The organism is Clostridium fessum (assembly GCF_003024715.1).
Classification (GTDB): Bacteria; Bacillota; Clostridia; order Lachnospirales; family Lachnospiraceae; genus Otoolea; species Otoolea fessa.
Map to the genome: position 1 here is coordinate 50,911 of NZ_PYLO01000007.1, position 13,971 is coordinate 64,881.

The 13,971-nt window shown below is 50.3% G+C and carries 14 protein-coding genes; 9 read left to right on the plus strand and 5 right to left on the minus strand.

The features are described from left to right. Positions 1–4 precede the first annotated feature (4 nt). The 7 genes from C7U56_RS14585 to trmL all read left to right on the plus strand — a co-directional run bounded on the left by C7U56_RS14585 (position 5) and on the right by trmL (position 7,244). A complete protein-coding gene (locus tag C7U56_RS14585) occupies positions 5–1,810 on the plus strand; it encodes a B12-binding domain-containing radical SAM protein (RefSeq protein ID WP_107001828.1) in 1,806 nt (601 codons plus the stop codon). A gap of 188 nt (positions 1,811–1,998) precedes the next feature. Then, positions 1,999–2,724, plus strand: coding sequence for a 3'-5' exonuclease (locus C7U56_RS14590; protein ID WP_107001829.1), 726 nt, complete (start codon positions 1,999–2,001; stop codon positions 2,722–2,724). A gap of 127 nt (positions 2,725–2,851) precedes the next feature. After that, a complete protein-coding gene (locus tag C7U56_RS14595; protein WP_233430289.1) occupies positions 2,852–4,354 on the plus strand; it encodes a VanW family protein in 1,503 nt (500 codons plus the stop codon). Positions 4,355–4,469: 115 nt separating this feature from the next. Beyond that, positions 4,470–5,087: an AIR synthase-related protein gene (locus C7U56_RS14600; protein WP_233430290.1), complete on the plus strand. Its 618-nt coding sequence runs from the start codon at positions 4,470–4,472 to the stop codon at positions 5,085–5,087. A 14-nt stretch (positions 5,088–5,101) separates the two neighbouring features. Continuing rightward, entirely contained in the window at positions 5,102–5,584 is a 483-nt protein-coding gene (locus tag C7U56_RS14605) for an Lrp/AsnC family transcriptional regulator (RefSeq protein WP_022358850.1), read from the plus strand. Next, positions 5,581–6,756, plus strand: coding sequence for an aminotransferase class I/II-fold pyridoxal phosphate-dependent enzyme (locus tag C7U56_RS14610; RefSeq protein ID WP_107001830.1), 1,176 nt, complete (start codon positions 5,581–5,583; stop codon positions 6,754–6,756). Before C7U56_RS14605 ends, C7U56_RS14610 begins: the two co-directional genes overlap by 4 nt. Next, positions 6,750–7,244 carry a tRNA (uridine(34)/cytosine(34)/5-carboxymethylaminomethyluridine(34)-2'-O)-methyltransferase TrmL gene (gene trmL, locus C7U56_RS14615; protein ID WP_107001831.1) on the plus strand — a complete coding sequence of 165 codons (495 nt, stop codon included), beginning with the start codon at positions 6,750–6,752 and terminating at the stop codon, positions 7,242–7,244. Before C7U56_RS14610 ends, trmL begins: the two co-directional genes overlap by 7 nt. Before the next feature lie 51 nt (positions 7,245–7,295). Here the strand turns inward: trmL and C7U56_RS14620 are convergent, their stop codons facing one another. Continuing rightward, positions 7,296–7,727, minus strand: coding sequence for a NifB/NifX family molybdenum-iron cluster-binding protein (locus C7U56_RS14620; protein ID WP_107001832.1), 432 nt, complete (start codon positions 7,725–7,727; stop codon positions 7,296–7,298). A gap of 111 nt (positions 7,728–7,838) precedes the next feature. On the opposite strand from C7U56_RS14620, the gene C7U56_RS15730 reads away from it, so the two are divergent. Next, entirely contained in the window at positions 7,839–7,979 is a 141-nt protein-coding gene (locus C7U56_RS15730) for a hypothetical protein (RefSeq protein WP_181357268.1), read from the plus strand. Between the two features lie 84 nt (positions 7,980–8,063). On the opposite strand, the gene C7U56_RS14630 is transcribed toward C7U56_RS15730, so the two are convergent. Genes C7U56_RS14630 through C7U56_RS14645 form a run of 4 tightly spaced genes read right to left on the minus strand, consistent with a single transcriptional unit; the run spans position 8,064 to position 12,478 of the window. Then, positions 8,064–9,992: an extracellular solute-binding protein gene (locus tag C7U56_RS14630; RefSeq protein WP_107001833.1), complete on the minus strand. Its 1,929-nt coding sequence runs from the start codon at positions 9,990–9,992 to the stop codon at positions 8,064–8,066. After that, positions 9,992–10,813 carry an ABC transporter permease gene (locus tag C7U56_RS14635; RefSeq protein WP_107001834.1) on the minus strand — a complete coding sequence of 274 codons (822 nt, stop codon included), beginning with the start codon at positions 10,811–10,813 and terminating at the stop codon, positions 9,992–9,994. The genes C7U56_RS14630 and C7U56_RS14635 overlap by 1 nt, the downstream gene beginning before the upstream one ends. 18 nt (positions 10,814–10,831) lie before the next feature. Further along, the gene (gene potA / locus C7U56_RS14640; protein ID WP_107001835.1) at positions 10,832–11,908 is read right to left on the minus strand and encodes a spermidine/putrescine ABC transporter ATP-binding protein; all 1,077 of its coding nucleotides are present in this window, start codon (positions 11,906–11,908) and stop codon (positions 10,832–10,834) included. Between the two features lie 36 nt (positions 11,909–11,944). After that, positions 11,945–12,478 carry a helix-turn-helix domain-containing protein gene (locus C7U56_RS14645; RefSeq protein ID WP_107001836.1) on the minus strand — a complete coding sequence of 178 codons (534 nt, stop codon included), beginning with the start codon at positions 12,476–12,478 and terminating at the stop codon, positions 11,945–11,947. 397 nt (positions 12,479–12,875) lie between these two features. Here C7U56_RS14645 and C7U56_RS14650 point away from each other — a divergent pair, with 397 nt between their 5' ends. Further along, the gene (locus tag C7U56_RS14650) at positions 12,876–13,952 is read left to right on the plus strand and encodes a lactonase family protein (RefSeq protein WP_107001837.1); all 1,077 of its coding nucleotides are present in this window, start codon (positions 12,876–12,878) and stop codon (positions 13,950–13,952) included. The last annotated feature ends 19 nt before the right edge of the window (positions 13,953–13,971 follow it).

Genomic DNA, 13,971 nt, shown 5'->3' on the forward strand with positions numbered 1-13,971 from the left:
GACGATGCGGTACTTATTGGCGGCGATTAATGCCAAATATATACATTCAAATCTGGGAATTTACAGCCTGAGACGGTATGCGATGGAGCGGCTGGGGCTGGGACAGAAGGATGAGCAGGGTGCGGCTGTTGGAATGGAAATGGTTTCGGAGGCAGCAAAAGGCGCGAATCGAACGAAAACCGTGTCGGAAATCCAGATCGATCTCGGCGAGTACACCATCAACCACCAGATGGATCAGATTCTGCAGGATATTTACCGGAGAAAACCGGATGTGGTGGGATTTTCCTGTTATATCTGGAATATCGTTTACGTGAAGGAACTGATCCACGATTTGAAAAAGGTTCTTCCGCAGGTCCGCATCTGGATGGGAGGTCCGGAGGCTTCGTATGACGCGGTTCACCTGATGGATGAGCTGCCGGAGGTCGAGCTGATCATGCAGGGCGAAGGCGAGGAGACCTTTACGCGGTTGGTGGAGGCGTGTGAGTGCGGGACGGAGGTTTGTTTTTCAGAGCTCCCAGGCATTGTCCTACGCCGTTCGGATGGCATCATCGAGGTCCATCGTCCGGCGCCGCTCATGAATCTGGACGACATTCCATTTTCCTACGGAGATTTAAGCGGGCTGGAACACCGCATTATCTACTATGAGAGCAGCCGTGGATGTCCATTTTCCTGTAGTTACTGTCTGTCCTCGATTGATAAAAAAGTGCGGTTCCGCAGCCTTTCGCTGGTAACCAGGGAGCTGCAGTTTTTCCTTGACCGGAAGGTGCCGCAGGTAAAGTTCGTAGACCGGACGTTTAACTGCAAAAAGAGCCATTCGATGGCGATCTGGCAGTATTTGCTGGAACACGATAATGGAATTACCAACTTCCATTTTGAAATTTCATCGGATCTTCTGGATGATGACGAGCTGGCACTGATGAAACAGATGCGTCCGGGGCTGATTCAGTTGGAAATCGGCGTGCAGACGACGAACCCGGTGGTTGTGAAGGAGATCCGGAGGACGATGGATCTAGACAAGGTGGCGCGCCGTGTGGCGCAGGTCAACACCTTTGGCAACATCCATCAGCATCTCGACCTGATTGCGGGGCTTCCGTATGAGGATATCGAGAGCTTTCATCGTTCCTTCAACGATGTATACAAAATGGAGCCGGAACAGCTTCAGCTCGGCTTTCTGAAGGTGCTGAAAGGTTCCTATATGGAAGAAATGAAGCAGAAATACGGTCTGCTCAGCCAGAGCAAGCCGCCGTATGAGGTGCTTAGAACCAACTGGCTTTCCTATGAAGAGGTGATCCGTCTCAAGGGTGTGGAAGAGATGGTCGAGGTCTATTACAACAGCGGGCAGTTCCGCCGCACGATGAAATGCCTGTCGCAGGAATGGGGCGATGCGTTTGATTTGTATGACCGCCTGGCGGCATTTTATGAGGAAGAGGGACTGAATGGAGTGAGCCATAATCGGCTGGCACGGTATGAGATTTTGTATCTGTTTATTCAGAAATGGGGAAACAAAGAAATTTCCTATCAGGATCTTCTCATTTATGACCTCTACCTCCGTGAAAACGTCAAGAGCCGTCCATCTTTTGCCCCGGATCCGTCGGAGTGGAAGAACGAGACGAAGCAGTTTTTCATGCGCGAGGCGAAGGAACGCCGTTATTTGAAGGGCTACGAGGCATACGATTCCAGGCAGATGGCGAAAATGGCGCATTTAGAGCGGATGGAAGACGGAAGGTTTGTGCTGTTTGATTACAAAAACCGGGATGCTCTGTTTGGCAATGCGGCGGCATTTTCCATTTCCCAGGATGAAATACAGTGAGAAATGGGATTTTCCCGAGAAAGACAGGAAAAAGAAATTGCGGATGGCGGCAGTCTCAACATCTGCGAACGAGAAGAAATGTAGGACAGCCATATTTTAAATTAGATGGATAGTAAACTGTTCAGTAGGTCTGTGCATTTACTGCGCGTGACTGTGAAGGTACTGAACAGTTACGATGGATAAATAAAATGGAAAAAACAAACAATTCTTATATAGCGATTGACCTGGAGACAACAGGGTTAAATCCCAAAACCGAGCGGATCATCGAGATTGGCGCGGCGCGGGTGGAAGATGGAAGCGTGGTGCAGACGTATTCGACGTTTGTCAACCCGGAGCGGGAACTGGATGCGCGCATCCGGGAGCTGACGGGAATCTGTGACGATGATTTGAAGGATGCGCCGGTGCTGGATACAGTTTTGCCGGAACTTCTGGCATTCTGCGGGGAGCTGCCGCTTCTGGGGCATCATGTTATCTTTGATTTCAGCTTTCTCAAGCGGGCGGCGGTCAACCGGAAGTATACATTTGAGCACGCGGGGCTTGATACCTTGAAAATCTGCCGCCATTTTATGCCGGAGGAGGAAAAGAAGAATCTGGCAGCCGCGTGCCGGTATTTTGCGGTGGATCCGGGCGAGAGCCATCGGGCGCTTTCGGATGCGCTGGCGGCGCACCATCTGTATCAGGAGCTTAAAAACAGGTATTTTCTGGAAGTGCCGGAGGTGTTTGCACCGCAGCCTTTGATTTACAAGGTAAAACGCGAACAGCCCGCGTCAAAAAAGCAAAAAGAAGTCTTGCGGGAATTACTAAAATATCATAGAATAAATTTATCTGCGCAGATTGATTCGCTTTCGAAAAATGAGATTTCGAGACTTACGGATCAGATTATCGCGCAGCATGGCAGAATGCAGAAGAGGTGAGAGATATGTTTAAATTTTCAAATCAGAAAACACGCCAGATCGTATCAGCGGTTGTTATTATAATCGTAGTAGTAGCGATGGTAGCGGGAACCATTTTGGCAGGTCTTATGATGTAAAGGTTCGGTAGATGATGAAAAAAAGAAATTGGATGGCAGGCGTATGCGGTGCGGCAGTGATGGGACTGCTTATAGCCGGTACGGGCACCGCGTCAGCGGGGACGATTCCCACGGGCTTTCAGGTCGGTGGGTTTGATCTTTCCGGGATGACACGGGAAGAGGCGGATCAGACGATTGAGAAATCGATCGGGGAGATGGAAAATCAGACCATTTCGATCCGGGTAGAAGGTCATGAGGTTCAGACGACGGCGGCGGAGCTGGGATTTTCCTGGGTCAACCAGAACGAGATTGATGAGGAAGTGGAGAAACTTTCCGGCGGAAATCTTCTGCGCCGGTATCTGAATCAGAAGGAATTAGAGCAGTCCGGTGTGGATCTGCAGATTGAGACAGCGGTCGATGAAGCGAAGGTTGCCGAGTTTGTGCAGACCCGGTGCGCGGAATTTACGACAGCGCCGCAGGACGCCGTGATCACGCATGAAAATGGAGTCTTTCAGGTCAGCCAGTCTTCGGCGGGACAGGAAGTGGACATAGATGCGACGACAAAAGCACTGAATGAGGCGCTCGCGGGCGGTCTTTCGGAACCGGTTTCGGTGGAGGCAACAGTCAAAAATGCAGAGCCGACCCGCACGACAGAGGCATTATCTACGATTCAGGATGCACTTGGAACATTTAGTACCGGATTCAACCCGGGAAATGTGTCGCGTTCCAAGAATCTGCGGAACGGTGCGGCGAAGATCAACGGCACGGTTCTGATGCCGGGAGAAGAATTTTCGGCTTATACATGGCTGACCCCATTTACGGTGGAAAATGGCTATGCATCGGCAGGTTCCTATGCGAACGGTCAGGTAGTCGATACGGTCGGCGGTGGCGCCTGCCAGATCTGCACGACGCTCTACAATGCAGCGCTTCTGGCGGAGATGGATATCACCCAGCGCCAGAATCATTCGATGATTGTTACTTACGTTCCAGCATCGCAGGATTCGGCGATCGCGGGTACTTATAAGGACCTGAAATTTAAAAATCCATACGATACCCCGATCTATATGGAAGGGGCAGTGAACGGCGGGACTATTTCATTTACGATATATGGAAAAGAGACACGGCCGGCAAACCGGACGATCAAATACGTTTCGGAGACACTGTCGAAGAAGGATCCGGGCGAGCCGATCACAAAGGTGGACGCATCTTTGAAGCCGGGTGCGAGGGTGAAGGAACAGTCGGCGCACTATGGGCTGCAGTCACGGCTCTGGAAATACGTCTACGTGGACGGCGTGGAGACGGAGAAAACCTTGCTGCAGACGGATACCTATATGGCATCGAAGGCAATCTACCGTGTAGGTCCGGCCGTTGCAGCTGCGGCACCGGCGGTTCCGGCTGGACCGCAGCCTGAGACACCACAGCCGGAAAATCCGGTTCCGGCACCGACGGAAGCACCGGCAGCACAGGAGCCGACCCCGGCACAGCCGCAGGGACCAGCCGGTCCGGCGCAGGAAGCAGCGCCGCCGATGGAGTGATAGCTTATATCGGATCATATATAGTGATGGTATGAGAGCAGAGATTTGTGGTAACATGGCGTGGTAAGCGCAGAAAATTACTGTACTTGAATGTGAAGCTGGGAAAGGAATCAGAATGAACATAAAAGATGAAATTTTCGAGGCATACGGGGAGATGAAAGCCGAGCAGGATCTTCTGGCGGTCGGTTACACCGCACTTCTTGGTACCTCGATGGCGGCAAAAAGCGGCGAGTCGGCGCTTTTGAACCGATTTTCTGCACGGTATGTGAGAGAATGCCAGAATCTCTATGAGAAATGGAATCCGTCTCCGCTTCTGGAGGCATTTGCTGCACATAAAGAGCGGAAAGTGCTGACCCGTCTCGGCGCATCTGCGTGGTATCCGGCGGGCGGGGGCGGCGTCATGGCAGCGCTGTGGCATTTTTTTGATGGATTCGGACTCGGATTTGAGATGGATCTCAGGAAACTTCCGATCCGCCAGGAGACGGTGGAGGTCTGCGAGGTATTTGACCTCAATCCATACCGTTTACAGTCCCAGGGCTGCATTTTGCTGACGGCGTCTAGCGGTCCGAAACTGCTAAAGAATCTGGAGAGAGAGGGCATTCCGGCGGCGCTCATCGGTCGGACGCGCACCGCGATCGGACGCGAGATTTACAGCGGCGAAGTACATAGCTTTCTTGACCGGCCAAAACCGGATGAGATAGATAAAATGAAAGACTTACCAAAATCCCATTAACAGGAGGTAGTAAAGTGAGAGAGAGAATTTTAGCGGTCATTGAAAAAAACAGCCGCATCAGCGTCAAAGAGCTGGCGGATTTACTCGGGGAGAATGAAGCTGCGGTCGCGGCGGAGATCGCCGAAATGGAAAATGAACATATCATCTGCGGTTACCATACCCTGATTAACTGGGATAATACAGATGAGGAGAAGGTCATTGCACTGATCGAAGTAAAGGTAACGCCGCAGCGCGAGATGGGCTTTGACAAGATTGCCGAGAGAATCTATCAGTACAGCGAGGTGACTTCGGTATACCTGATGTCCGGCGGCTATGATTTTACTGTTATGATCGAGGCGAAAACCATGCGTGCAGTTGCACAGTTCGTGGCAGAAAAGCTTTCCACGATCGATTCTGTGCTGAGTACCGCGACCCATTTTATTCTTAAAAAATACAAAGACCATGGTACCGTTCTCTGCGACGGTCCTCAGGATGAAAGGATGTTGATTGTTCCGTGAGAAACCCATTATCAGATACGATTGTAAATATTCCGCCGTCCGGAATCCGGAAGTTTTTTGACGTTGTCAGCGAGATGAAGGGCGCGATCTCCCTGGGCGTGGGCGAACCGGATTTTGATACACCGTGGCATATCCGCGAAGAGGGCATTTATTCGCTGGAAAAAGGACGTACCTTCTATACGTCGAACTCTGGTTTAAAGGAACTGCGCCAGGAGATCTGCCATTATCTGAAACGTCGTCAGCGCCTTGAGTATGATCCGAATACAGAAGTGATGGTAACGGTCGGCGGTAGCGAGGCGATTGATATCGCCCTGCGCGCGATGCTCAATCCGGGCGATGAGGTTCTGATTCCGCAGCCGAGTTACGTTTCCTATGTGCCGTGTACGGTGCTGGCGGGCGGTACGCCGGTCATTATCGAGCTGGAGGAGAAGGATGAGTTCCGTCTGACGCCGGAGAAGCTGCTGGAGAAAATCACACCGAAAACAAAGGTGCTGATTCTTCCATTCCCGAACAATCCAACGGGCGCGATCATGAACCGCACCGATCTGGAGGCGATCGCGAAGGTGATTGAGGAGAAGGATCTGTTTGTGCTGAGTGATGAAATTTATTCCGAGCTGACCTACAGCGGCAAGCACGTTTCCATCGCGGAGATTTCCGGGATGCGTGACCGCACGGTGCTGATCAACGGATTTTCCAAGGCATATGCGATGACCGGGTGGCGTCTCGGCTATGCGGCAGCTCCAGCGCTTATCTTAAAACAGATGCTGAAAATCCATCAGTTTGCGATTATGTGTGCGCCGACCACCAGCCAGTATGCAGCGGTTGACGCTCTGCGGAATGGCGATGAGGACATTGCCCGCATGAAGAAAGCCTACGATGAGCGCCGCCGCTATCTTTTGAGAGAGTTCCGGGCGCTTGGCATGGACTGTTTCGAGCCGTATGGAGCATTTTATATGTTCCCGTGCATCAAACGGTTTGGCATGACCTCGGATGAATTCGCAAACCGCCTGTTACAGGAAGAGAAGCTGGCGCTTGTGCCGGGCACCGCGTTTGGAAACTGCGGCGAGGGCTATCTGCGTGTTTCCTATGCGTATTCGCTGGAGGATCTGCAGAAGGCGATCGAGCGCATCAAGCGGTTTGTGGCACGGCTGGATGGAGAGAAGAAATGTTAAATATTGTACTCTATGAACCGGAGATGCCGATGAATACAGGAAATATAGGACGAAGCTGCGTGGCAACGAACACGCGGCTTCATCTGATCGAGCCTCTCGGTTTTAAATTGAATGATAAAATGGTAAAAAGAGCGGGTCTTGATTACTGGCCGCATCTGGACGTGACAGTTTACAGCGATTTTAAAGATTTTCTGGAGAAGAATCCGGGCGCGCGCCCGTATATGGCGACCACGAAGACGACGCAGGTGTATACGGACGTTCACTACGATCCGGACTGCTATATCATGTTCGGACCGGAAAGCCGCGGCATCCCGGAAGAACTCCTGATCGAAGACCCGGAGCGCTGCGTCCGCATCCCGATGTGGGGTGAGATGCGCTCTCTGAATCTGTCAAACTCGGTGGCGATCATTCTGTATGAGGCGCTGCGGCAGAATGGGTTTGAGAAGATGAATACGGAGGGGCATCTGCATCACCTCCAGTGGAAATAAGGTGGATTCTGTCCCACACGTGCGTCATCAACGTCTCAGATGAAACAGGAATTAGTGGCACCAAGTCCCACAGGCACTGATATTTCCGTCGCATTCGGCGTCGGAGTCAGTGCCATTTTTATTGTTGTCCGGCAGGTGGACGCCGCAGGATGGTCCGTTATTTCCGCTCCGGTCAAAGTGAAGCATTCCGTTTAAGAAGTCTTCGACGCGGTCTTTAGGAGCGCCTTTGGCGCCGCCGAGAACCTGGATGCTGGTTTCGCGCAGGGCGATCATCATCGGGATCGGAAGGGCGTCGCAGAGGAGGACGGCAGTATTTTCTTTTTTCAGAAACTCGACCAGCGCGCCGGGATCGTTTGCATAGGTCTGTTTCAAGGTTTTGGTGGAAATAATCTCATCGTCAACTACATCAAAAATTAAAAATTCTTTCACCTGAGCCAGGTGGGAGCAGATTTCTCCGTTTTCATAAGGGACTGCAATTTTCATGAGTGACCTCCTTTTTTAGAGATAGTATAGCGCTTAGAATTGAAAAATCAATATAAATGTATATGCTATTTATGAAAAAATATATAATAGACATATATGGAGGTGGCTTGTATGGATGGAGTAAATATTGAGAAGAATGAAAAGAAGAATGCGTTACTGATAGCAATCGAAGAAGGAAGAACGATTGTAAAAGATCCAAATGCACCGAGATATTCCAGTATGGAAGACTTAAAAGCGGCATTGGAAGTATAATATCTTTGATAGAAAAAGAGAGCCAGCAGAATACACTTCTGTTGACTCTTTTTTGCAAATATGATTTGAAAAACGGCACACCGCTTAATCCGATTTAACTTCTTTCCACAAACTATTATAAAGCTCGTCCGCCTCATCCCCAAGATACCGGTAAACCTCGCAGTTTTTCAGCTGCTTTGCATCTGGGAAGACGGCTTTGTTGTTCTGGATTTCTTCGTCCAGCATTTCCTTGGCTGCCTTGTTTGGCGTTGCGTAGGTAATGTACTCAAAGTTTTTGACTGCGACATCCGGGCGGCAGAGGAAATTGATCCATTTTTCTGCGTTTTCCTTATTTTTCGCATTTTTCGGAACTACCCAGGAATCGAGCCAGACGTTGGTTCCCTCTTCCGGGATCACGTATTCCAGGGAGAATGGGAGGTTCTGTGCGGCTACCTCATCCTGGATGTACATGATCTCGCCGGAGTAGATGACGCCGATGGCTGCCTCGCCGCCGATCATCTTGTCACGCACCTGATCGATGACGTAAGCCTGTATGAGCGGTTTTTGGTCAATCAGATCCTGCTTTGCCTGCTGGAGTTCGGTTTCGTCGGTCGAGTTGGCAGAGAAGCCGTCTTTTTTGAGCGCTACCATGAAGGCATCGCGGACGCTGTCCTGCATCAGGATCTCGCCTTTATAAGCCGGATTCCAGAGATCGGACCATTTGGTCGGAACCGGAAGTCCTTTTTCTTCGATGAGCTTCGTATTATAAAGAATACCGACGGTTCCCCAGGTGTATGGCACGGAATATTTGTTTTCCGGGTCGAACTGCTTGGACATTTCCATGTACTGCGGGTCAATGTTTTTGACATTTGGAATGTTGTCAAAGTTGAGTTCGGCAAGCAGGTCATTTTCCTTCATTTTCTGAATCATGTAGTCGGATGGGCAGACTACATCGTAGTTGACGCCGCCGGCTTCGATGACCGGATACATTTCTTCCAGTGTCTCAAATACGTCGTAGGTAACCTTGATTCCGGTTTCCTGTTCAAATTCCTCAATCAGGTCCGGATCAATATATTCGCCTGCATTGTAGACGTACAGTTCGTTTGAATGAGTCGTGGTGTAGCGGCTGTAGGTGCTGACACCAACGACAAGCAGAATCAGCGTGCAGGCAAGTCCCAGAACGCCGTTTTTGATCTGGTTGTTGCGTTTGCGGCGCTTGATGGTCTCTGTGTCAATCACAGTCGCATTGCCGGTGGATTTTTTCTCCGGGGCAAAGTTGGTGATCACCAGAAGCACCAGGACTGCCACGAAAATCAGCGTGGACAGGGCGTACATCGTCGGCTGGATGCCTCGGCGCACCTGGCTGTAGATCAGGGTGGATAAGGTATCCATACCGGCACCTCTTGTAAAGTGCGTAATGATAAAATCATCGAGGGACATCGTAAATGCCATCAAAAAGCCGGAGAGGATACCCGGGACGATGTCCGGAAATACGACCTTGAAGAAAGCATACAGCGGGCTGGCGCCGAGATCCAGAGCGGCTTCGTAGGTGTACCGGTTCGTCTGCTTGAGTTTCGGCATGACACTTAATATCACATATGGAATATTAAATGTGATATGCGCGATCAGCACGGTTTTAAATCCGAGAGAGATACCGAACGCGATAAATGCCAGCATCAGGGAGATACCGGTTACGATATCGGAGTTCAGCATCGGGATGTTGTTGATTCCCATGACGATGGTGCGCGGAATCCGTTTCATGCTGTTGATGCCGATGGCGGCGATCGTGCCGATGACGGTCGCGATCAGAGCCGACGCAAACGCGATGAGCAGCGTATTGTTTAAGGCATTCATGATGGCGGAATCCTGGAACATCTGCGTATACCAGCGGGTGGTAAAACCGCCCCAGACGGTTCTCGATTTTGTGTTGTTAAAGGACAAAACGATCATGGTCACGATCGGGATGTATAAAAAGAGCAGGATGAGCGCCAGGTAAAAGTCCTGGAAAAACTGTTTTAAGCGGTTATGTTTCATCAGAACGCATTGCCCTCCCCTTCTTTATCGTATTTGGCGATGAGCGCCATACTCAGTAAAATGAAAATCATCAGAACCAGCGAGAGACCGGAACCTAAGTGCCAGTTGCTTCCCTTGGTGAACTCCTGCTCGATGACATTTCCGATAAGCAGGATCTTGCTGCCGCCTAAGAGACTGGAGATAACGAAGGTCGTCAGCGCCGGGACAAATACCATGGTAATGCCGCTGATGATGCCCGGGATGCTGAGCGGAATCCAGATGTGAATGAGTGTCTGGAAATTGTTTGCCCCCAGGTCTTTGGCGGCGTTGATGGTATTATCGTCGATTTTTGCCAGCACATTATAAATTGGTAGAATCATGAAAGGCAGGAAGTTGTATACCATACCCAGAATGATCGCCCACGGTGTATTGATGATGGAGATATTTGGCAGATGGAGAAAGGAAAGAATGCCATTGATGACGCCATTTTTCTCCAGAAGCGTCTGCCACGCGAGGGTGCGGAGCAGGAAATTCATCCACATCGGAAGGATGAAGACGAATACCATGAAGCTGCCTGCCCCAATGCCGCGGCGGCGCAGCACCAAAGCCAGCGGATAGGACAAAAGCAGGCAGATGGCGGTCGCAGCCAGAGACAGACCCAGGGATAAGAGCAGCGCCTTCATATGCTCCGGTGTCGTGATGGAACAGACATTTGCCAGTGTAAATGCCCCGCTTTTGGTTGTCAGACCGTAGTATACGATCAGCAGGAGCGGGATGATGGTAAAACCGCTCATCCAGAGAATATAAGGACCGGCGAAGAGCCGTTTCACGTTTGATTTCATGCTAAGTCCGACTCCTTTCTATTCATTGACGCCCACAGCTTCCTCGTCCTCTGACGCCGGCTTGTTCATGATCTGGATGTCAAACGGGTCTACATGGATGCCGACCTTCTCGCCGACCGGGAACATATCCGTGCTGTGAACCAGCCATTCATAGCCGTCCGGTGTGGTGACTTCCATCTCATAGTGGACGCCCTTGAAAATCAGGTGGGTGACAATGCCCTGCAGCGTGCCTTCCTCCGGTTTTACGAGGTCGATGTCCTCCGGGCGGATGACAACGTCTACCGGTTGGTTTGTTCCGAATCCCTTATCGACGCAGGCAAATTTCGCACCGAAGATTTCAACCAGCTCGTCGTGGATCATCAGACCGTCCACAATGTTGCTCTCGCCGATGAAGTCGGCAACGAATGCGTTTTCCGGCTCGTTGTAGATCTGTTCCGGGGAACCCATCTGCTGGATATAACCCTGGTTCATGACAACGATGGTATCGGACATCGTCAATGCCTCTTCCTGATCGTGGGTAACATAGATAAAAGTGATGCCTAACTCATTTTTCAGACGGATCAGCTCATACTGCATGTCCTGTCGCAGTTTTAAATCTAGGGCACCGAGCGGCTCATCGAGAAGCAGGACCTTTGGCTCGTTGACAATCGCACGCGCAATGGCGATACGCTGCTGCTGACCGCCGCTCAAAGAGTCAATGCTACGATGCTCAAAGCCGTTTAGGTTTACAAGCTTTAAAGCGTACTTAATTTTGTCATCAATATATGCTTTTGATTTATTCTTAATTTTTAGCCCAAATGCGATATTATCTGCGATGCTCATATGCGGAAACAGTGCGTATTTCTGGAATACGGTGTTTAGCTGGCGCTTGTTTGGCGGAAGTTTGGTGATGTCTTCGCCGCCGAAAATTACTTTTCCTGTATTTGGGGATTCAAATCCGCCGATGATGCGGAGCGTGGTCGTCTTGCCGCAGCCGCTGGGACCTAAGAGCGTTACAAAGGAATTTTCCTTTACTGAAAGGCTCAAGTCATCCAGGACCAGGGTGTCGTCAAAGCGTTTCGAGATATGCTGTAAATCGATTAATGGCTGGCTCATGCGTTTCCTCCGTAAATAGTAAAATAATGTGTAGTATTAGAAACTTGGCGGCGAGCTGACCCAGAGGATCGTCGCGCCGGAGCGGCTTTCAAGGTAATGCGTCTTGTCGCTCGTATAGTAAAAAGATTCGCCCTTTTTGGCTTTGTACGTCCGGTTCCCCAGATGAATCAGGATGCTGCCGGAAAGAACGTAGCCAAATTCCTCACCCTCATGCGGGCTGTCCGGATAGGTGGAGCCGCCGACACCGAGTGTCAGGCGGATCGGTTCCATCGTGTTCTTCTGGGCGTTCGGGATGATCCACTGAATCTCATTTTTCAGTTCTGGATCTTCCTTGATAAAATAGTCGTTTTTTTCAAATACAATCTGCTCTTCCGGAGCCTCGTTGAAAAACTCCCCTATGGTTGTGCCGAGACACTGGAGAATATCCATCAAAGTAGCGATGGACGGGGAGGTCAGATCGCGCTCTACCTGGGAGATAAATCCCTTCGAAAGCTCTGCGCGGTCAGCCAGCTCTTCCTGCGTCAGACCCTTTAAAATTCGCAGTTCCTTTAATTTTCCTCCTATACTCAACAGAGGGAACCTCCTTTCCTGGTTTCATAGGAAATTGCGTCCTATGAAACAAAAAACGCTCCACGAGGATGCGCTAGGGCACATTCTTTTTTATAAAAACTGGGTGGGAAAACCATCCGTCCGGCGTTTTTTAGAAACATGCAAAAGTAAGATGAAAGTTTAGAAATTCTAAAATGAATGTAAAATTAATCTTTTTGTTTAGAAATAATAAACTTGCTTCCGAGTATCTATTATACAGAATGTGGGGAAGGTGTCAAGGAAAAAAACGGGAAAATCCGGGGGTTCTCAAATTGTGTGAAAAAAGAGTGCAAAAATGGCGGTATGATGATAAAATAGGGGCAGATAATTTGATAGAAACCGTTATAACGGTTCTGGGGGATCAAAGGAGGAACATTTCATGCAGGATAAGTATATGGCATATGTGGGTTCTTACTCATACAACGGTCAGGCAAAGGGAATAACCGTGTATGATGTGGATGTAAAAAAGGGAAAATTTATCTACCGGTGCGAGGTGGAAGTGGACAACTCTTCCTATTTAACTGTTTCACATGACGGGCGGATGCTCTATTCCATCGCGGACGAGGGCGTTGTGGCGTTCCGGATTCTGGAAAACGGCGCACTCAGCCGTGTGAACAGCGCAAATATCAAGGCGATGCGCGGCTGCCATATTGCGACCGATGCGGAGGACAAGTTTATCTTCGTATCCGGCTATCATGACGGCAAGGAGACGGTGGTCCGCCTGAAACCGGACGGTTCTATCGGGGAAGTGACCGACGGCGTTTACCACAAGGGACTTGGAAGCGTGGCAGAGCGTACGTTCCGCCCGCATGTGAGCTGTGCGGAGCGCACGCCGGATGGCAGATTCCTGCTGGTAGCCGATCTGGGAATTGACCAGGTCAAGATTTACAGGTTTGATGGCGAGAAGGGAACCCTTTCATTGGTGGACGCGATCCGCTGTGATTTGGAATCTGGTCCGAGACATTTCATGTTCAGCAAGGATGGAAAATTCTTGTATTTGATGTATGAAATCAAAAATGTGATTGATGTATACACGTATGAAACGGGCGATCGTGTGCCGAAGATCGAGAAGATCCAGACGATCCCATCGACCGCACCGGAGCGCACCAGCCAGCTGACTGCAGCGTGCACGATCCGGATGTCCGAGGACGAGACACATCTGTTCTGCAGCAATGCGGGCGATAATTCAGTCAGTGTCTACGAGCGCGATGCACAGACGGGGCTTTTGAAGCTGCTCTGCTGTCTTCCGATCAGTGGAGATTACCCGAAGGATATCGCGATTTTTCCGGATGGAAACCATCTGGCGTCGATCAACCACGGCAGTAACAGCATTTCTTTCTTCCAGGTGGAATATAAGGAGAAACTGCTGGTGATGAGCGGACGCAGTATTTCGGTGAATGAGCCAAACTGCTGTGTGATTACAAAGGTACCTACGAGAGGAAAGAAAGCAGACTAAATGGCAGAAGGAGTTAATA

Bases quoted from the DNA above. Each gene is read 5' to 3' on its own strand.
- trmL (WP_107001831.1), top strand. From the start codon at position 6,750: ATGTTAAATATTGTACTCTATGAACCGGAGATGCCGATGAATACAGGA.
- C7U56_RS14585 (WP_107001828.1), top strand. From the start codon at position 5: ATGCGGTACTTATTGGCGGCGATTAATGCCAAATATATACATTCAAAT.
- C7U56_RS14620 (WP_107001832.1), bottom strand. From the start codon at position 7,727: ATGAAAATTGCAGTCCCTTATGAAAACGGAGAAATCTGCTCCCACCTG.
- C7U56_RS14600 (WP_233430290.1), top strand. From the start codon at position 4,470: ATGAACATAAAAGATGAAATTTTCGAGGCATACGGGGAGATGAAAGCC.
- C7U56_RS15730 (WP_181357268.1), top strand. From the start codon at position 7,839: ATGGATGGAGTAAATATTGAGAAGAATGAAAAGAAGAATGCGTTACTG.
- C7U56_RS14590 (WP_107001829.1), top strand. From the start codon at position 1,999: ATGGAAAAAACAAACAATTCTTATATAGCGATTGACCTGGAGACAACA.
- C7U56_RS14595 (WP_233430289.1), top strand. From the start codon at position 2,852: ATGATGAAAAAAAGAAATTGGATGGCAGGCGTATGCGGTGCGGCAGTG.
- potA (WP_107001835.1), bottom strand. From the start codon at position 11,908: ATGAGCCAGCCATTAATCGATTTACAGCATATCTCGAAACGCTTTGAC.
- C7U56_RS14650 (WP_107001837.1), top strand. From the start codon at position 12,876: ATGCAGGATAAGTATATGGCATATGTGGGTTCTTACTCATACAACGGT.
- C7U56_RS14630 (WP_107001833.1), bottom strand. From the start codon at position 9,992: ATGAAACATAACCGCTTAAAACAGTTTTTCCAGGACTTTTACCTGGCG.
- C7U56_RS14635 (WP_107001834.1), bottom strand. From the start codon at position 10,813: ATGAAATCAAACGTGAAACGGCTCTTCGCCGGTCCTTATATTCTCTGG.